The 18859-nt window shown below is 41.5% G+C and carries 18 protein-coding genes; 6 read left to right on the forward strand and 12 right to left on the reverse strand.

Annotated elements, in window-relative coordinates; all coding sequences use genetic code 11:
• Nucleotides 1-286: 286 nt before the first annotated feature.
• The 5 genes from IEX80_RS12185 to IEX80_RS12205 all read right to left on the reverse strand — a co-directional run bounded on the left by IEX80_RS12185 (nt 287) and on the right by IEX80_RS12205 (nt 3953).
• On the reverse strand, nt 287-982 hold the full coding sequence (locus tag IEX80_RS12185; protein ID WP_090523301.1) for a Crp/Fnr family transcriptional regulator: 696 nt from the start codon (nt 980-982) through the stop codon (nt 287-289).
• Between the two features lie 269 nt (nt 983-1251).
• Nucleotides 1252-1899 carry a response regulator transcription factor gene (locus tag IEX80_RS12190; protein ID WP_090523305.1) on the reverse strand — a complete coding sequence of 216 codons (648 nt, stop codon included), beginning with the start codon at nt 1897-1899 and terminating at the stop codon, nt 1252-1254.
• Nucleotides 1900-1925: 26 nt separating this feature from the next.
• A complete protein-coding gene (locus IEX80_RS12195) occupies nt 1926-2732 on the reverse strand; it encodes a sensor histidine kinase (protein WP_090523309.1) in 807 nt (268 codons plus the stop codon).
• On the reverse strand, nt 2716-3381 hold the full coding sequence (locus IEX80_RS12200) for a hypothetical protein (RefSeq protein WP_139159893.1): 666 nt from the start codon (nt 3379-3381) through the stop codon (nt 2716-2718). The genes IEX80_RS12195 and IEX80_RS12200 overlap by 17 nt, the downstream gene beginning before the upstream one ends.
• Before the next feature lie 23 nt (nt 3382-3404).
• Complete coding sequence (locus IEX80_RS12205) at nt 3405-3953, reverse strand: hypothetical protein (RefSeq protein ID WP_139159894.1); 549 nt, start codon at nt 3951-3953, stop codon at nt 3405-3407.
• Nucleotides 3954-4365: 412 nt separating this feature from the next.
• Here IEX80_RS12205 and IEX80_RS12210 point away from each other — a divergent pair, with 412 nt between their 5' ends.
• Nucleotides 4366-4914 carry an inclusion body family protein gene (locus IEX80_RS12210; protein ID WP_090523319.1) on the forward strand — a complete coding sequence of 183 codons (549 nt, stop codon included), beginning with the start codon at nt 4366-4368 and terminating at the stop codon, nt 4912-4914.
• A 102-nt stretch (nt 4915-5016) separates the two neighbouring features.
• Here IEX80_RS12210 and IEX80_RS12215 read toward each other — a convergent pair whose 3' ends face one another.
• Nucleotides 5017-6177, reverse strand: a complete 1161-nt coding sequence (locus tag IEX80_RS12215) for a hypothetical protein (protein WP_188833052.1) — start codon at nt 6175-6177, stop codon at nt 5017-5019.
• 312 nt (nt 6178-6489) lie between these two features.
• Between IEX80_RS12215 and IEX80_RS12220 the strand changes: the two genes are divergently transcribed.
• The 3 genes from IEX80_RS12220 (at nt 6490) to IEX80_RS12230 (ending at nt 11142) form a co-directional block, all read left to right on the forward strand.
• Nucleotides 6490-8988 (forward strand): glycoside hydrolase family 9 protein, encoded by a 2499-nt coding sequence (locus IEX80_RS12220; protein ID WP_188833053.1) that lies wholly within the window; start codon nt 6490-6492, stop codon nt 8986-8988.
• A gap of 4 nt (nt 8989-8992) precedes the next feature.
• Complete coding sequence (locus tag IEX80_RS12225) at nt 8993-10579, forward strand: AGE family epimerase/isomerase (protein WP_188833054.1); 1587 nt, start codon at nt 8993-8995, stop codon at nt 10577-10579.
• Between the two features lie 197 nt (nt 10580-10776).
• On the forward strand, nt 10777-11142 hold the full coding sequence (locus IEX80_RS12230) for a hypothetical protein (protein ID WP_188833055.1): 366 nt from the start codon (nt 10777-10779) through the stop codon (nt 11140-11142).
• A gap of 162 nt (nt 11143-11304) precedes the next feature.
• Here IEX80_RS12230 and IEX80_RS12235 read toward each other — a convergent pair whose 3' ends face one another.
• Nucleotides 11305-11724, reverse strand: coding sequence for an OsmC family peroxiredoxin (locus tag IEX80_RS12235; RefSeq protein WP_090523343.1), 420 nt, complete (start codon nt 11722-11724; stop codon nt 11305-11307).
• A 114-nt stretch (nt 11725-11838) separates the two neighbouring features.
• Nucleotides 11839-12909, reverse strand: coding sequence for an NADH:flavin oxidoreductase/NADH oxidase (locus IEX80_RS12240; protein ID WP_188833056.1), 1071 nt, complete (start codon nt 12907-12909; stop codon nt 11839-11841).
• Between the two features lie 204 nt (nt 12910-13113).
• Here IEX80_RS12240 and IEX80_RS12245 point away from each other — a divergent pair, with 204 nt between their 5' ends.
• The gene (locus tag IEX80_RS12245) at nt 13114-13650 is read left to right on the forward strand and encodes a GNAT family N-acetyltransferase (protein WP_188833057.1); all 537 of its coding nucleotides are present in this window, start codon (nt 13114-13116) and stop codon (nt 13648-13650) included.
• 61 nt (nt 13651-13711) lie between these two features.
• Entirely contained in the window at nt 13712-14281 is a 570-nt protein-coding gene (locus IEX80_RS12250) for a tetratricopeptide repeat protein (protein ID WP_229701614.1), read from the forward strand.
• A 303-nt stretch (nt 14282-14584) separates the two neighbouring features.
• On the opposite strand, the gene IEX80_RS12255 is transcribed toward IEX80_RS12250, so the two are convergent.
• From IEX80_RS12255 to IEX80_RS12270, 4 genes are all read right to left on the reverse strand, one after another.
• Nucleotides 14585-15472: an alpha/beta hydrolase gene (locus IEX80_RS12255; protein ID WP_090523363.1), complete on the reverse strand. Its 888-nt coding sequence runs from the start codon at nt 15470-15472 to the stop codon at nt 14585-14587.
• 61 nt (nt 15473-15533) lie between these two features.
• The gene (locus IEX80_RS12260; protein WP_176623218.1) at nt 15534-16418 is read right to left on the reverse strand and encodes an alpha/beta hydrolase; all 885 of its coding nucleotides are present in this window, start codon (nt 16416-16418) and stop codon (nt 15534-15536) included.
• Between the two features lie 19 nt (nt 16419-16437).
• Nucleotides 16438-17400, reverse strand: coding sequence for an MBL fold metallo-hydrolase (locus IEX80_RS12265; protein ID WP_188833059.1), 963 nt, complete (start codon nt 17398-17400; stop codon nt 16438-16440).
• A 349-nt stretch (nt 17401-17749) separates the two neighbouring features.
• Nucleotides 17750-18844, reverse strand: coding sequence for an AI-2E family transporter (locus IEX80_RS12270; protein WP_188833060.1), 1095 nt, complete (start codon nt 18842-18844; stop codon nt 17750-17752).
• Between the last annotated feature and the right edge of the window lie 15 nt (nt 18845-18859).

The following is an 18859-nucleotide window of genomic DNA, read 5'->3' on the forward strand; positions in this document are numbered from 1 at the left end:
GGCTGGCTGCCGATAATTATCTAAATGTTAAAAATGATTGTCGTTAATTGAAAGAGAAACTGAGTCTATATAAAAAACCGTTGATCATTTGAACGACAGATTAAATGAATTTACCTTGAATAATGGGTATAGGTTTGACAGGGGTGAAGCTAATGATTATGAATAATATCGCAATTGATACCAATATTCTGCTTTACGCCTTAGATGATTTTTATACCCCAAAAGCTAAAAATAATAAACCCATTTAAGGCAAAAGGATAATAATATTTTGAAGTAATTATCCCATTTACAACTCATCATCCTGAGTTAAAAGAAAAAGTTTATCATAATTGATAATACTAATCTTTTTACCGTTGGTGTTAATTAGTTTTTCCTGTATCAATTCATTAACTACCCTGAACACAGTTTCGTAAGTAGCACCTGCGTATGAGGCCAGGTCCTGCCGGGTAAGTTCTACATCAATATGGCCTTCCGGGTTTGTACCAAACTGATTCTTGAGGCTTATGAGTGCCTGGGCAACGCGGCCCTTTACCGGCATATGTGCGAGATTACGCATTTTGCGTTCAGCCTCCTGCAGCTCGTCGGCAAAAAATAACATTAGCTGGTAGGTAAACTGAGGGTTTACTTTTAAAGTAGCCTCAAAAAACTCCATATCAATGTAGCATATAATGCCTGCTTCCAAGGCTGTTGCCGAAATAGGGTAGTGGGTGGCATGTTTACCCAGCACGCGGTGACCAAAAATAGCGCCCTTATTGGCAAAGCGAATAATAAGCTCTTTATCTGCCCCCCATTTTTTATGAACTTTCACATTGCCTTCATAAACAAAGTAAATTCCTTTCACCGGGTCGCCTTCACTGAAAATAACCTGTCCTTTTTTTACATTAAAGTTTTTTTTGTTGGCTGCAATTGCCGGCAGCCACTCTTTTATACAGCCTTTACATAAAAGACAGGTTTGATTATCGCACTGGATATTTCTTTTCATTCAAATCTTGATCAATCAGTCAACGTTTTGTTGTAAAAATATCAATGAAAATTGTATTTTTTATCAAAAAATTGAATTTTCATTGAATAGTTTTTTGCTATTATTGATTTAATTGATTTTAAACCCGATAAATCAGGTTTTTTGTTGGATGAAAAGACCAATTGTTTGCTTTTACGATTTATTTGAAGTTTGTATTTTGTGTATTTATTAAAAAAAAAGAAATCTCGTCTTAAGATGACATGCAAAATGGCATGGCTAATTTAAAAGCATCATATTATCCCATTTTTTACTGCAAACATTACCAGCCCGGCGGTGTTGCGTACGCCCACCTTATCTATCAGGCGCTGCCTGATCCCTTCAACCGAGCGCGGACTAAGAAACAGTTGTTTGCCCATTTCATTGGCAGTTTTTTCGGCACAAATTAATTTCAGTACATCCTGTTCCCGTTCGGTGAGTTCAACGCCTTCTTTAAAGGATGGTTTGATATTGCCTTTTATCACCAATTTCTTTAAAAGTGCGTTGCTTACTATATTGTTAAAGTAATAGCCTGTTTCGTGTACCGAATATATCGCTTTCCTGATTTCTTCAGCTTCCGCGTTCTTTAGCAGATACCCGTTGGCGCCAATCTCCATTAAATGAATTACGAACTTTTCGTCATCGTACATCGTCACCACTAAAATTTTCATATCAGGATACTTCTTTTTAATGTGTTTGGTAGCTTCCATGCCATCCATAACAGGCATTTTAAGGTCCATGATAATTACATCGGGCATATTGGTTTCAATGCCTTTTATCAGGTCTTCACCATCGCCGGCCTCAAGCATTACTTCCAGGTTCTCATCCTGGGTAAGTCCAATTTTGAGGCCGTCCCTGTATATGGTATAATCATCGGCTATGGCAATTTTAATAGGTTTCATCGCCTTCTTTTTGATTGTTATAATGGTTAAATAGTAATTGTTCGGGGGATACTGATGTTAATGTAGTATCCTTCGGGCTTGTGATTGAATGATACCTCGCCTTTCAGCAAAATGATGCGGGTTTGGATAGCTTTGAGGCCAAGGCCCTGTTTATTAAACTTCAGTTCTTCATATTGTGCATGGCTGAGCCCCTTCCCATTATGAAAAATACTAATGTTTAAAGCATCGTGGTTATAAGTTGATGTGATATGTATTTTTTTAGGTCTGGCATGTTTAAGTACATTGTTCATTAACTCCTGCACCATGCGGTATATGCTAATATCATTTTCATTAGCCTGGGTTGTATATGAATCATCAAGATCGGTGGTAATAAATATGAGGTCGTTATTTGTTATTTTCTCAACAAAATGCCTGATTGCTTCATTTAGCCCGAACTCTTTCAGAATACTGGAGTGCAAATTGTGCGAAATACCACGCACCTGTTTAATGGCCATGTCAAGCAGCTCCTGTCCTTTTTCATACCTCGGCTCATTGTTTTTATCAATAACGTTGATCTTTACTCCTTGTAGATGCAGCTTTGATGCCGATAAAATGGCGCCCACTTCATCATGCAGCTCTTCGGCAATACGATGACGTTCAGTTTCTTCACTGCGCACAGCTGCCTCTATCAACTGGTTTTGCTGGGTTTGATGCAGCTTTTGTATTTTTTGCTGATACTGGTATTTTTTACGCTGAAAAAATATAAAAATGAGCAATATGCTCGCGAATAAGGAAAGCATAACCGCAATGCCCATAAAGAGCAGGAGCCTGATATCATCATTCGTTTGTTTCATATAACCCTTTCGCTATAAATACACATAAAATAGTATACGTGAAATTGTGGATATTCCACAGGTTTATGGCAAAATTGTGCAGGCGTATTGTGAGTTCATTGTATAACAGAAAAATAAAAAAATTTACAGTGTAGTAAATACCCAGGCCGGTTACTATCCAAAAGTCGGGCTGTTTCTTACCGGGTTCTTCATCGTCGGTTATTTTAAACAGGTAATACTGCATACAATAAAACATCATAATTACCGCCTCAAATGATAGTAATCTGCTGCTCAATTGTCCATAATCAAAAAAGTTTTGATAAAAGCTGAAATTGATAAGTACAAACCCTAAAAAAATATACGGTGCTATCCTTTTTGTTTTGGACAAAAACTGCTGGTTTAACTTTATAAAAAAAGAGCTGAATAATAACACCCTGATTATGGAATGTATATTATACAGATAATTATTGGTGTTGTATGGGTGCGGTAAAATTGTTTTAAGCTTCCATATGGCATCAATAGTTACATTAATTGCCAGCGCTGTCCATAAATATATAACAACAGGTTTGTTAAAAACTGGTTGTTTTTTCTTCAAACAAAGAATGGCCAGGGGAATGAGCAACGCCCAAACCTCCGACCAGTCAGATATACCTTTTATTAGCTGTTCCACTTTGCAGCAGTTTTGTAACGCTATTACATTTTTGCCGGAGGTGATGGATTTGAATCAACATCCCCGGTGTCTGAGTCGCGGTAATCAATAGGTACACCGTTTTTTATAAGGCTGATGGCGTATACAAGGTGCTGGTTGGAAGCTATGATCTTAGGAGTAAAAACCAGGAAGTCATAATCACGTTTTTTTCCGCTATCGGTTGAGATAATCGCCATAATAGCTTTTTTGGTTAGATACGTATTGCCTAAAACCACCGGGCCGGTTAAGTTAACCAGTGTATCTTTTGCAATAGCCAGTGTATCGGGATGCATCGGGTTAAGATAGCCTCCGGCTGTATCCAGAATATATGATACAAGCTGATATGGCTTTTTAACGTCATCAACCTGGGGGCTGTAAAACTGAAAAACAAAATTGTCAGTTTTGGCCGAGTCGAGCCAGTGATTAACCTGCGTAGCGGTATACTTTACCTGGGCAAATTTGGTAGCCTGCCTGCATGAAGTCATGGCAAAAAACAAGAAAATAGTAATCGCGGCAGCGATCGGTCTGAATAAGTTAAAAGGTCGTTTTTTCATGATATAATAGGTTTAATATGCAGGTAATATAGTTGTATTATTTGTATTTTATGTTGGTAATAATAAATTATATAAGTGAGAAATTATTTATACTACTGTGAAAAAATTTCTCACTAATTATTTATTGTTCGCTTCGTTTTCTGCTGATTTTCCTATACCGCAAAGTTAGTAGGTGTGAAATAGTGTGAAAGGGTGTTTTTATGGTTTGTATACGTATAAATACTTATTTTTTTTATTCGGTATTTTTTCTCTAATAAGCCCGTTTAAATAAGCGGAGGTTTGTATTGTGATAAGCGAATAAGAAAAACCGGTTAAGAAGCGCTTCGGTTCTGTTCGCTCTGATCAAAGGAGCTAACCCGAAAATCCTTTAAAGAGTAGGGGCATTTATTTATCCTAATAACCCTTTTTAGTCATGGCAATTAACAGTGAATTTCTCTCCACCTCGCAGGAGATCATCAACATCCAGGTAGTTATCGATACCGATGCAATTACTACCGATTATCCAAACCCAAGCCAGGATCCTAACAATCCAACAGGTTTGCCTCATAACTATATGTATATGGTTGCTACCCGTGGCAATACCATTACCGGTTCGGGCGGGGCCGACCTTAACATCAAAGCTGATGTAGGCGACGTTATACGCTGGTATGCGGTATCAGAGTATGGTAATTTTGATTCGGCCGTGGTTATTTACAAATTAGCATGGTACGCACAAGATGTAGTGTTTGATGGTGAAACCTTCAGTGTATATAAACGCACAGGTATTTTACCTACTAATGGCACTGCACTTCCTGTTGGGTTCTCAGATCAATATTTTTGGTTTAACCAGGCTACTGTAATTAGCAAAGGCACCGAACAATACAACGTTCAGTTTGCACTTTATGTACGCCAGAGAGGCGTTAACGATCCGGTATTATTTGGTTACTATTACTGGGATCCAACCGTTACCGTACAAAGCTAATTCCAGCTTAAACCTAAATTAAAAAACAGGCATAGATCCGGTTTGTCATGTAATGATACCGGGTTTGTGCCTGTTTGTATTAAAAGGCTTTAAATGCATTGCTTATTTTGTTTTGCCTCCGGTTCCCTTACTGTCATCTCCGTCGGGCTTATCGACCGGTTTTTCGTTTCCAATAGTTGTTGAATCATGTTGTTCCGTTACCTGGTCTTTGGTGGGTTCGGTGGCTTTTAAACCGGCATAGGTGCCTGCGCTAATACCCATCATCAGTAAAATGTTGTTGTCAAAATCAGGTAACAAATTTGATGAAACTGTTTTTTGTATAAAGATCAGTCCGAACAGAATATTGAACAGTACATTTTGAAGGCGCTGGATATTAATACTGCTTCGGTCGGAGAGGATATCGTGAAAAAAACCTTCGCTATGTGCTTTAGGATCAATTTCCGTTTTAGGTTTTTGGTCGTTTTCTATAAGCTTACCTGTGGCCATTGTTGCGGCACTGATACCGAGGATAGCCAGCAGTGAGCCTGGGATATCCGGCAAAGCGCCCGTTTCATTACATATGTACAGGTAAGTAACGGAAAAAATAACCGTCCAATACAGGAGTTGTGTGCGGCTTAGGCTGTAATATAAATTGGCGTCATCCTTTAAGATGTTATTTTTTAGGCCCATTGCCAGGAAACCGGCCATTACAACGGCCATTATCCATACCCATATCCGGCTTATTTTTTGTTTAACTTCAAGCTGTGTTTTTATTAATCCTTTGGTTATGTAGCCACCTGAATAGCCTACAGAAAAATACACCGGGATACGGGCTTTATCAATGGATTTGCTGGCTAAAAACTGCACGGCGAGGTTTTGTACGGATTCATCTATCTTGAAATAAATTATTTTTTCATAGTCGTTACTGCCCCAAAAAGCAGTTTCTCCTACTTTGATGTCGTCAACATACAGGGTTTTGAACGAATCGATTGGGAGTGTAGTTTTGAGCCTAATAGCGATGATCTCATTTAACTTGGCCGAATCTTTTCTTCCGCTTAGGTTGTAAATATTTAATATAGAATCAGGAAGAAGGGCTTTAGTTACTGAATCTTTTTTAACCCTGTTATTTGTTACACTATCGGGGTTTGCAGGCTGAGCATGAACTGCTTCAGAGAAAGTAAGAATAAAAAAAACAGCTGTAAATAGTTTAAAAACTTGTTTTTTTAAACAGGGGTTCAGTAACAGCAGTGAAGCTATTACAGCTAAGCATAACAGGAAGGCCATCGGTTTAATAATTGTTGCCTACTCTTTGATCCCTTTTTCGGCACACAGGTATTACTGGTAATCAAATTTAAATTAATTACTGAACAAAATGAATACCTAATATCAGGTATTTTATTTTTAATTAATTGGTAATAAGTTGATTGCAGTGTTATTGGCTGGTTTTATTAATAGTGATTTTTAATGTAAAATCTCCGTTATTGTATAAAATCGGCAACAAAAGGTTAATATATCATTATACTGAGCCCCTGTCACAGAGGTATTTTTAGCCGTGCAAATATCTTGTTGCATATTACCGGTTAATCCATTACCCTGATGAGATCTAAATTTACCTTCAGCGCGATTATTGCTGCCTGTTGTTTACTGCCCAGTTTTTTGTATGCACAGGTTAAGCCCGCTGCAAACTTAATGAAGCTTAACGCGCAGGAATATCTTGAATATAAGGGCGTAAACGTAATGCTTGCACATGATTTTTACCCCGAGGGGCACCAGGGTGGGGTAGGCATTATTCAAAACGGACAGCGTGTAGCTACCAATGGTGATATCAGGCTGGAGCCTACGCCGGGTCAATGGTCGCCTATACCCAAAGTAGGTAAGCGTGTGGTTAATAAAGCTACCGGTGAAGTAAGCGTACGCATGGAGTTCCCCAACCCGGATATGAACCGCCATGGTTTTAACCCAATTATCTATCCGGATCTGAATTTTGCTTATAATATTCGGGTGGTCCCTGTGGGAAAGGCGTTCAGGATCATTGTTGATTTGGATAAGCCATTGCCCGATAATTGGATAGGTAAAGTAGGTTTTAACCTGGAGTTATTCCCGGGGATTTTGTTTGGCAAATCTTATTACATGGATAAGCAATTTGGCATATTCCCTCAACAGGCCGATGGACAAACTTATATCGACAAAGAAGGTGAAACCCAGGTTATGCCCATGGCCGAAGGCAGAAAGCTCACTATTACGCCCGAAACCGATTTACAGCGCATGACTATCGAAAACCTTTCGGGCGGCAGCCTGCAATTGTTGGATGGCCGGGCCAAGCATAACAATGGCTGGTTTGTGGTACGTTCGTTAGTGGCTAAAGGCGCGTCAAAAGATGCTGTAGAATGGCGGGTAACCCCAAATGCTGTAGAGGGCTGGCAATCGCAACCGGTAGTGCAGGTATCGCAGGTAGGGTATCATCCCGCGCAGCAAAAAATTGCAGTAATTGAACTGGATAAAAATGATAAAAAAGTATTGCCGGTTTCCCTGATGAGAATAAATGAAAACGGCGGACTAATAACCGCTTTGAAAGCCACACCCACCATTTGGGGGGATTTTTTAAGGTATCATTACCTGCAATTTGATTTTACAAAGATCACCAAACCGGGTATGTACTTAGTAAAATATGGCAATTATCAAACGGAGCCATTCCAGATCGGCACTGATGTATTTAGAAACGATGTATGGCAGCCAACGCTTTCATATTTCCTGCCTATACAGATGTGCCATATGCGTGTTAACGAAAAATACCGCGTATGGCATGGCTTATGCCATATGGATGATGCCCGAATGGCGCCGGTTGATTCCAACCATTTCGACGGCTATATTCAGGGGCATAGTACACTCAATAAATATAAACCGGGCGATAACGTACCGTTTCTCGACCGTGGTGCGTGGCATGATGCCGGAGATTTTGACCTGCGGGTTGAATCGCAGGCAGAAACGGTTCACGGACTTACATTAGCTTATGAGGCTTTCGACGTAAGATATGATAACACAACTATCGACCAAAAGAACCACATCGTTGAAATTCACCAGCCCGATGGCAAACCGGATATGCTGCAACAGATTGAGCACGGTTTATTAGCCATTACAGGAGGCTACCAGGCCTTGGGACGTTTTTACCGTGGAGTTATTGAGCCAACCATCAGGCAGTACACCATTTTGGGTGATGCCGCCAATATCACCGATAACAAATCTTTTGTAACCAATGCTTCAAATACTAACCCTGTATTGAAAACGCCTGCGGCGGCTGATGACCGCTGGGTGTTTACCGAGGAAAACCCTGGCCGTTCGTTAGAAACAGCCGCCGCCTTGGCTGCTGCAAGCCGTGTAATGAAGGGATATAATGATACACTTGCTACGCAATGCCTGCAAATAGCACAGGAAGTTTGGAAAAACACACCTGACCAGACTTTGCTCCATCGGGTTGCTTTGGCGGTAGAATTATTCATCGCCACAAAAGATAAAACCTATGCCGATTACCTGGTAAACAATACCGATGCGATAGCCAATAATATTGATAACACCGGCTGGCTGGTTGGCCGCACCATGGGGTTGATCAATGATGCAAATTATCATGATAAAATAACCGAAGCAGTAAAAAAACTATATGCTCAAATTCAGCAGCAGGGAACTAAAACCCCTTATGGAGTTCCGTATGAACCCAATATTTGGGGAGCGGGATGGGGTATCCAGAATTTTGGTTATAAACAATACTTTTTATACTCCGGTTTTCCGTCTGTTTTTAGTGATAACTATATGCTGCACGCCATTGATTTTGTGCTGGGCTGCCATCCGGGCTCCAATACAGCTTCGTTTGTATCGGGCGTGGGTTCAAAATCAATGACAACTGCGTACGGCTTTAACCGGGCCGACCGCTCATATATTCCCGGTGGTATCACCTCCGGCACGGCGCTTATCCGGCCTGATTTTCCCGAACTGCTTAACTGGCCTTACCTATGGCAACAGGGCGAATACGTTTTGGGCGGTGGCACAACCGACTACCTGTTTTTAGTTTTAGCGGCCGATCATGTTTTAAATAAAAAGTAAGCTTATGAAATTGAAGATCACATTGCTATCGGCTTTAACCAGCGCAGTGTCGATTGTATTTGCCCAAAATAATCAGAGCGAAAAGCAAAAGATAGCCCATGAAATGCAAATATCCATGGTTGATGAACTGCTTAAGCCCTGGTACCCGGCCGCTGTTGATACTGCCGATGGTGGCTTTTTAAGTGCTTTCACCTATGATTTCAAGCCAACAGGTAACCAGGATAAAATGATAGTAACCCAGGCACGCCACGTTTGGAGCAACAGCAAAGCCGCTGAACTTTTCCCCGCAAAAAAATATTACATAGCGGGAGCCCGTCATGGCTATGAATTTTTGAGGGATAAGCTGTGGGATAAGCAATACGGTGGCTTTTACATTTTTACGGATAAACAAGGCAATCCCAAACAGGGTGGTTTTGCTCCTAAAGAAGCTTATGGTAATTCTTTTGCAATTTACGCGCTTGCAGCATATTACCAGGCCTCGGGCGATACCAGTGCATTAAATTTGGCTAAGCAATGTTTTTGGTGGTTGGAAAAACACGCTCACGATCCGGTTTATAAGGGTTACTATCAGCATATGCAGCGTGATGGAACACCAATTGTGAGGGATGCAACCATAAAATCTACTGCCGAAACGGGTTATAAAGATCAAAACTCATCCATCCATCTGCTGGAGGCGTTTACTGAATTATACAGCGTGTGGCCGGATGAATTGCTTAAAATCCGCCTGAAAGAAATGTTAAGGCTGGTGCGTGATAAGATCACTAATGATAAGGGAAATCTTATCCTGTTTTTTCAACCCGATTGGACACCGGTATCTTACCACGATTCTACCCTTGCCGTTTATAAGCAGCATCATAGCCTTGACCATATTTCGTACGGACATAATGTAGAAACGGCTTATCTGATGCTCGAAGCTTCACATGCTTTAGGTATTGAAGGGGATATCAAAACCTTGCAGGTGGGCAAAAAAATGGTTGATGATGCGTTGGATAATGGTTGGGATAATAAAGTGGGCGGTTTTTACGATGAGGGCTATTACTTTAAAGATAAGCCCGGACTTACCATTACTGAGGATACCAAGAACTGGTGGGCGCAGGCAGAAGGGCTCAACACGCTGCTCATTATGGCTGCCAGGTATCCGCAGGATAAGCACCAGTACTTTGAAAAGTTTAAAACCCTGTGGCTATACACGCAAACCTACCTCATTGACCATGAACATGGCGACTGGTACCAGGGCGGCATAGATAAACAACCACAGTATAAAACAGCTCTCAAAGGCCAGATCTGGAAGGGAACTTACCACACTTTCCGCGCGCTGATGAACTGTGTGACGCAACTTGACCCGGATAAAATACCACCCACTGCCCCAAAGCAGGTAAAACTGGCCAAAGCTACCGGTACCTTAAAATGGCAGGCATCTAAGGATAATAAGCGGGTGTTGGGTTATAATATTTACAATAATGGCAAACGGATAGGTTTTACGCCGTTAAATTATTTTGTGGTGGATAGGAGTGCGGCTGGTAAAGGCAAGTTAACAGTGAGAGCGGTTGATTTAGAGGGTAATCAGTCTGCTTTGAATAAAGCTTTTTAAATTAGTAATCAATAGCTTATGGTAATGCTATTGTGAGTTGGTTAATGTTCAAATGCCTTAACCCGGTTTTTATTAGGGTGCATTTTGCTCTCAGCCTTCAGCTTTTGAAAGTGACCACGATCATTTTTTTAACGCGCCATGGTCATGTTACAGGTAAGCGGTACCAGCCATCTTTGTATCATTAAAAGATAACAATCATGGCAACTTTAAAAATAAATGCTCCTGAATGGACCGCTGCAAATACCAATACCGTTAACACCGCCAATACTAAAGCCGGCAACAATACCTGGAATAAGTTAATGGCCTTTGCCGATAGCCAGGCCCCTAATAAAACAGTTTGGTTCATGTTTTCACTTGTTTCACAAGGCGTGCTCTTTTTGCCTGTACCTGCTTTTCTGCTGTATTATTACAATGCCCCGATAGCAGTACTGGCAGTAACTCTTGTGTTATTCTTTGCCAACATTATAGCCGGCATGGGCGGCTCCGGTATCCGTACACTGCTTGGTTTTTTCGCGTTCAGCGTTTTGGTCCATATTACCATGTTGCTTGTATTTATGCTGTAATATAGCTTATTGACCCCCTGATTTAATATGTGCTGAAAAGTCGTCGGTTTGCCGGCGGCTTTTTTTTAAAAAAAAAGGAGTGGATAGGGGGATGACAAGATGTGTCAATAGAAAGGGGATTATGCATAGCACAATCCCCTTTTTGCATTTTATAAAATGTGATTAAGCGTAAGTAACACTTAAAGTAATTGGCACGCTCAGCGCTTTTGAAATAATACAGTTAGCTTTGGCGCCTTCGGCAATTTCTTTGAATTGCTCTTCAGAAACACCATCAATTGCTGATCCTTTTATTTCTAAATGAATGCCTGTAACCTCTAAGGCTTGCATGTCAAGGTCAAGGATTGCATCGGTAGTTAAATCATTAGGAGTAAAGCCTGCCTGGGTTAAAGCAGCACCAACAGCCATAGTAAAGCAGCCTGCATGAGCAGCAGCTAATAACTCTTCAGGGTTAGTACCGATGCCGTCGGCAAAGCGGGTTTTAAATGAATACTGGGTTTTGTTTAATACAGTGCTCTGGGTAGTGATCTCTCCCTGGCCAGCCTGTAATGTACCATTCCAATGGGCGTTTGCTGTACGTTTCATAGCGTGTGGTTTTTATATTAGTTCATAGTTTATGGTTCATTGTTCATGGTTGGATTAGTTTGGGAAATAGTTTCAGGTACTGCTATGAACCATGAACTATTAGCCATTAACCAATCAATGCCATTTAGCGCGTTCATACTGAACAGGCCATTTTATTTCGTGGCCAAGCTCATGTGCAGCGCGCAGGGCGAAATGCGGATCACGAAGCATTTCCCTTGCAAAAAACACAAGATCGGCGCGTTCGTTTTCTATAATTTCGTTAGCCTGGTCCGATTTGGTAATCAAACCTACCGTACCTGTAAGTATACCGCTTTCTTTTTTAACTTTTTCGGCAAATTCAACTTGATAACCTGGCGTTAATGGAATTTTAACATTTGGTATGTTGCCGCCTGTTGAGCAGTCAATGAGGTCAACACTTTTGCCTTTTAAAATAGTGGCTAATGCAACCGAGTCACCGGCTGTCCATCCGCCTTCTACCCATTCCGTTGCCGAAATCCGTACAAACAACAGGTTCTCTTCGGGCCAAACTTCCTTAACACTTTCAATTATTTCGAGGAGTAAACGGATACGGTTTTCGAAGCTTCCGCCATATTCGTCTGTACGTTGGTTACTGAACGGTGAAAGAAATTGATTGATCAGGTATCCGTGTGCGCCATGCAATTCTATCACTTGAAAACCGGCATCAACAGCCCGTTTAGCAGCGGCTTTGAAATCGGCTTTTACTTTTTCAATGCCCGCTTTGTCTAAAGCTATCGGTGCTTCTTCATTTTCAAAAAAAGAAATGGCGCTTGCCGAAACACTTTGCCAGCCATTTGGCTGATCGGCAGGAACCTGTTTGCCGCCGTTCCATGGTTCCTGGTGACTTGCCTTACGTCCTGCATGCGCCAGCTGTGTACCGGGAACAGCACCCTGTGCCTTTATAAAATCAGTGATCTGTTTTAGTTTTTCAACATGTTCGTCTTTATACAAACCCAGGTCGGCAAAGGTAATACGGCCTTCGGGTGATACTGCGGCGGCTTCGGTAATGATTAATCCTGCACCGCCTGTGGCAAAGCTGCCAAGGTGTACCAGGTGCCAGTCGTTGGCAAAACCATCCTGGCTTGAATACTCGCACATAGGCGATACTACGATGCGGTTTTTTAGTTCGATGTTTTTTATTTTGAGGGGAGAGAATAGTGTAGACATGTTTTTTGTTTTTGCAAATATGCGTACTAACAAGCAGTGTGTATGTACTGTTTTTGTAAAATGATATTGCAGTGTGAGGAGAGAGGTGTTTTGCGCCAGGGGGAACTGTCCCAATCAGAATTACAGAATTATTCAATTTTCAGAATAAGGTAATTCTTTAATGGCGCGGGTTGAGGTATTTACTAAAACGTTACATTTACCGCCATGTCTACTATTACGGCCCGCCTGGCAACTTTTAATGATATCCCCGAATTGCAGGGGCTGATCGCTCTTTCTGTTCGTGGATTAAGCACTAATTATTATAATCAGCAGCAGATTGAAAGCGCTATTAAGTATATTTTTGGAGTGGATACCCAATTGGTTACCGATGGTACTTATTACGTGGCTGAAATAGACGGAGTAACTGTAGGATGCGGAGGCTGGAGTAAGCGCAACACCCTTTACGGCGGCGATCAGCATAAAGAAATTGAAGACCCGCTGCTTGATCCCAATCATGATGCTGCCAGGATCAGGGCTTTCTTTGTTCATCCGAACTATGCCCGGAGGGGTATAGGTAGTTATATCATAAAGGTTTGCGAAACTGCTGCACAAAACAACGGCTTTAAGAGCCTGCAATTAGGAGCTACGTTGCCCGGTGTGCCGCTTTACGAAGCTATGGGATACAAAGCCATGGAAAATATAGATCAGCCGATGCCTGATGGGGTGGTATTGCCTTTGGTTAAAATGTTTAAGGTTTTATAGTTTTGGTTTTCATATTAAACACTCCCTTTCAGCGTTATAGCTCAGAACCAAGCCCGCAATCATGCCCAGGAAAATACTGACGGTAATAATCTTATTAATGGCTGTTACCTTAACACAGGCCCAAACTGCTGAAGATACCTACAACAAATACCTCGACTTTAATTTGGCGCGTTTGCAGGGTGAACAGGATAAGGCAATGGAATTATCCCGGCAAATTATGCAGGATACAGCCAGACTATCAGCCAAAGTGAAGATCAATTTTTTCAATTCACTGGCCAGGCTTTATGAAGATGATAATCAAAGTGTAAATGCAATACCCCTATACGAGCGCGTTGTTGCTGCCGAACCTGATTATTATGTGGCCCACCGGGCTTTGGGGTACTTGTATCTCAAAAATATCCCGGATGCTGATAAGCCTTTGAATAGCCCATCTACAGATGCCGAATACATTAAAGCTGTTAAAAAAGCCCTGCCGCAATTGGAGAAGGCACAGGCCTGCGATGCTGACGACAATACTTTGGCCCTGATAAAAACGCTTTATAAGAACATTGGTAATGATGCCGGGTTGACCGAACTGAATAACCGTTTGAAGGTTTTGAAAGAGAAATGTGAAGATATTTTGAGTGATTAGCGTCAAATTACTCCATCCAGAGTAATGCTGAGTGATTAAATCCAGGGGCCTCTGAAGGTGAAACGACAAAAGAGGGCCTGTCAGTCTGAGCCTGTCGAAGACTCGTGTGCAGAGGCTTGCCCGCCATACTTCGACGGGCTCATTATGACACCCATTTTTTAAGTTGTCATGGGTAACTTGCTTCAACACCGCACTCGTTATGCCTCCGGGCGTGCTGATCAAAGCGTTGACTGACCTGTGGGGGGCCGAAACAATCTTCAGAGGCCTCAGGATTTAATAGCTATTTTATTATATTCCTACGTCCTACTTTTGCCTAAAGCTATCACCAATAAATGCTAATGCATCGGTGATGCCGGTGCGCCAGTAGGTCCAGTTGTGGGCTCCGTCGCGGATGCGGAATTCGTGTGGCACTTTCTTTTCTGTAAGGGCTATATGCAGCAGGCTGTTCCCTTTGCTTAGCGCGTCATCATCACCGCAATCTATCCAGTAGCGCACATTTTTCAGATCATCGGTTGTTTTGCTTTGTACCAATCCCAGTATGGAGTTAGCCTGCCAGGTAGCATTAAGGCGTTCTTTTCCTTTAAGATCGGGGCCAAATACCTTGCTATATACATCCTTCCAGCGCTCGTCGGGTATCGCCATAAAATCATCATCGCTACGTACCGCAGCACTCAAAGCCGCCGCTGCTGAGAACATATCGGGATGTTTAAGGCTATATACCAGTGTGCCAAAGCCTCCCATGGATAAGCCCGCCACGCCGCGGTATTGTTTAGTACCTTTTATACGGTATTCTTTTTCGATAGATGGTATAAACTCCTTGAAAAAGAAGTCCTCATAGTTTAGTTTGTCCTGGTATGCATTGATAAAGAAGCTTGTGCCCCCGTCGGGCATTACAATGATCATCGGTGGAATGGTACCATCGGCAATAGCTTTATCGGCATAGCGGTTAACTTCACCAAATTGCAGCCAGCCGGTATGGTCATCCCCATAACCATGCAACAGGTATACTACGGGGTAGGTCCGGTTTGATGTTTCATAATCAGCAGGGAGGTATACTGCGTATTTTACATTATGATTTAAAATATCGCTTTTTATATATTGCTCTTCAATCACCTTACCGGTAGTTTGCGGAAATACATTTGCCGAAATCAGCAATAAACAAACCAGCAAAATCCTTTTTATAATACTCATATTCTAATTGATTCAATTAATCGTCATTTACACATCCGCATATCTGAAAACAGCGCATCTGCTACTTTTGCCTGAAACTATCACCAATAAATTGCAGTGCGTTGGTGATCCCTGTACGCCAGTAGGTCCAGGTGTGGGCGCCATCGCGCATGCGAAATTCATGCGGTACATTTTTTTCGGTAAGGGCAATATGCAACAGGCAGTTGCCTTTGCTCAAAAAGTCGTCGTCGCCGCAATCTATCCAGTATCTTACAGATTTTAACTCATCGGTAGTTTTGGTTTGCACCAGGTTTAAAACCGAATTACTTTGCCAGGCATTGTTAACCCTGTCTTTCCCCTTTAAGCCCCGGCCGTAAAGCTGTGCAAATATTTTTTCATAAGTATCATCAGGAGTGCTTACGAGCTGATCGTCGGGAAATACAGCGGCACTTAAGGCCGCACCGGCTGCAAACAGATCGGGATGTTTAAGTGTATAGATCAGCGTTCCATAACCGCCCATTGAAAGGCCTGCAATTCCCCGGTATTTTTTTTCAGCCTTGATGCGCAATGCCTTTTCAATATAAGGCATAAACTCTTTGATGAAAAAGTCTTCATATTTTTCCTTACTGTCATAAGAGTTGATGTACCAGCTCGAATCGGCATTTGGCATTACAATGATCATGGGCGGGATAGTGCCATCGCTAATAGCTTTATCGGCATAGCGGTTAACTTCGCCAAATTGCAGCCAGCCGGTATGGTCGTCGGTATAGCCGTGCAGGAGGTAAACTACAGGGTAGGTGCGGTTAGCCGTTTCATAATCCGGAGGTAGATAAACCGCGTAATTTACATTGCGCTTTAAAATTTTGCTTTTGAGGCTTTGCTCTTCAAGTACCTTGCCCTGCTGCGCAAATAAATTGAAGCTGCTTACCAGCAACAGGAATAAAAAAACAGGTTTAAGTATTTTCATGGTAATGGATGTTTCAGGTTTAAAAATTAAGGGCCTTTCCCTGTTGCGGATATACCAGGTTTAGCTGTAATTTATTAGCAGCTTTTAACTGAGTTTTGATTTTGCTGATGCTGGTCATTGGCGGCTTTAAATGAGTTATTACAATGTTTAAGCCTTTTATAGCATCTGTGCCGGTAAACGAGGCCAGTTTATCCATCTCGGCCATTAACCATTTTGGCGTAAGGTGACCGAACAATGTTTTATCCGGCTGCTCATTAGGGAAAGATACCTCTATTAAAATAGCCTTTAATTTTTTACTTTTTATCAGCGGAGCAGCGGCCTGCCACAGGTTTTGCATGTTGCTGCTTTTTTCTATCTCGTCGGGGCCGGTATCACCTAAATAAAGCAAATAATTGTTATTGCTATTCACCAAAAAAGCAGTACTGGTTAAATTGGAGTGACTGAGCGGGAAAGCCCGGACCTTAAGCTCGGTATTTTCGATAGCTGTTTCGGTACCGGGTTCCAGTACTTTATAGTGATATTTTTTCAGTGCTGGTGTTTCACCCTGGTCGGCAAAATTGGCCCAGCTTTTCCATGTAAAATAGTGCGTCTTTATCGTTTCAATACAATCATTAAGTGCATAGATGTTTTTGATGCTGTCTTCGGGCGAATTAATGATAAGCCCAGCAATATGGTCAAGATGTGGATGGGATATAAAATAGCCTTTAATGTACTGCCTGAGTACAGCATTGCCGGGTACATTAAAGCTTTTACACGTTACAGCTTTTTCAATTCCATAATGGATTGTGCCCGCATCAAGGCAGATGTAATTATTGCTGCCTTTGGGTGCAAGCATATAAGCCGATAGGTTACTTTCATCAATACCTCCGAGCACACCTAAGGGTACCAGCCTGAAAGTTGAGGCCTTTGGAGTTTGTGCAACCAAAATTACAGGGAAAAGGAAAATATATAAAAATGGCAGTAATTTATACTTGAGGTTCATTTTAGGCAGATTTAGCTTTAGTATGCTACGCTACTAAATTAAGGATATGCATAAATAATTAAAGTAAATGCCGCCTGTTTTTATGAACAGTTACATTACATAACGGGTTTTAAGGCATCGTTCACAAAAAAATTTGCGAACGGGAAGCCAAAACAGGGTGATTTTTAATGCAAGGCTACGCCTACGCCTGGTTTTTAAAGGCTCATTACATTTTTTACACCTGTAAATAGCACGTGGCGTATCTCTTACAATTTCCATTGTTAGGGGGGGAGCAACAGTTTCTGCAAAATTAAAGTTCAGTATATTTAAACGAAAGTTTACAGGTTTAGGTTTGTCTTTTTTTGAGAATTTATTCTGTTTTCATGGCCTTCGCAGCAGGTTTTTTATATTCATAATCGCCACCTAACAGATATCCCCATGGTTTAAGTGTTTCAATGCGGTCAAATATGATCTTGAATATGGCAATAACAGGAATAGAAAGGAACATGCCCGAAAGGCCCCAGATCATTTCGCCTAAAATAATGCCTATAAAAGAGATGAGGGCATTGAGCCTAACCTTTGAACCGACTATAGTGGGCAGCAAAAAATTGGCATCAACTGCGTGAATACCTATAACACTAACAGCCACCGCTACAGTGTTGCTGATACTGCCGGTAGCAAAAGTTATAACAGTACTTAAAAGCAAGGCGGTGAAGATCCCGATGTATGGAATAATATTGAAAAGACCGACTATAATGCCCAGCAAAGCGGCATATTTTATACCAATCATCCAAAAAACGGTAATGGCTACTCCGGCTACTATTACCATTTCTAACAGTAACCCCAATATATATTGCCTCAAAATACTTTGAATATTTTCAACAATATCCATTACCACGTGCTCATTTTCATCTCTGAAAACCCATACCATAAAACGGATGAGCAAACGCCTGTATAACAGTATAAAAAAGGTGAAGATCAGGATGAACACATAAAACAGCATGATCGATGAGATGGCACCAAAAGTAGTGCCCAGTACATCAGTGCCCGACTCCATGAGTTTTTTGGCGGTGTCATCAACATAGGCCATTTGCTTGGCAGCGTTAACATGAAAAGCATGTTGAACCCATTGCTGCAAGTCCTGTATTGATTGTTTTACCTGCTTTTGAAGCATCGGCCAGTCGTTAGCCATGTTTGAGATCTGTGACCCTACCAGGTAGAGGATCCCTCCAACAACACCAACCAATAATAATATAGAAACCAGCGATGCCATGCTGCGGGGTAATCTCAGCTTATTTTCCAGGAAATTACAAACGGGAAGCAACAGTATGGCGAATATGAAACCAAAGATCATGGGATCAAGCAGATCCTTACCCATAATAATCAGGTAACCCAGGGCCATAAAACCAATAAGTACTAAAGCAAGACGTTCGTAAAATGGAGCGATGAGTTTTTTTGTTGGCATACAGGGCAAATGTAG

It is taken from the genome of Mucilaginibacter rubeus, assembly GCF_014643835.1.
GTDB lineage: Bacteria > Bacteroidota > Bacteroidia > Sphingobacteriales > Sphingobacteriaceae > Mucilaginibacter > Mucilaginibacter rubeus.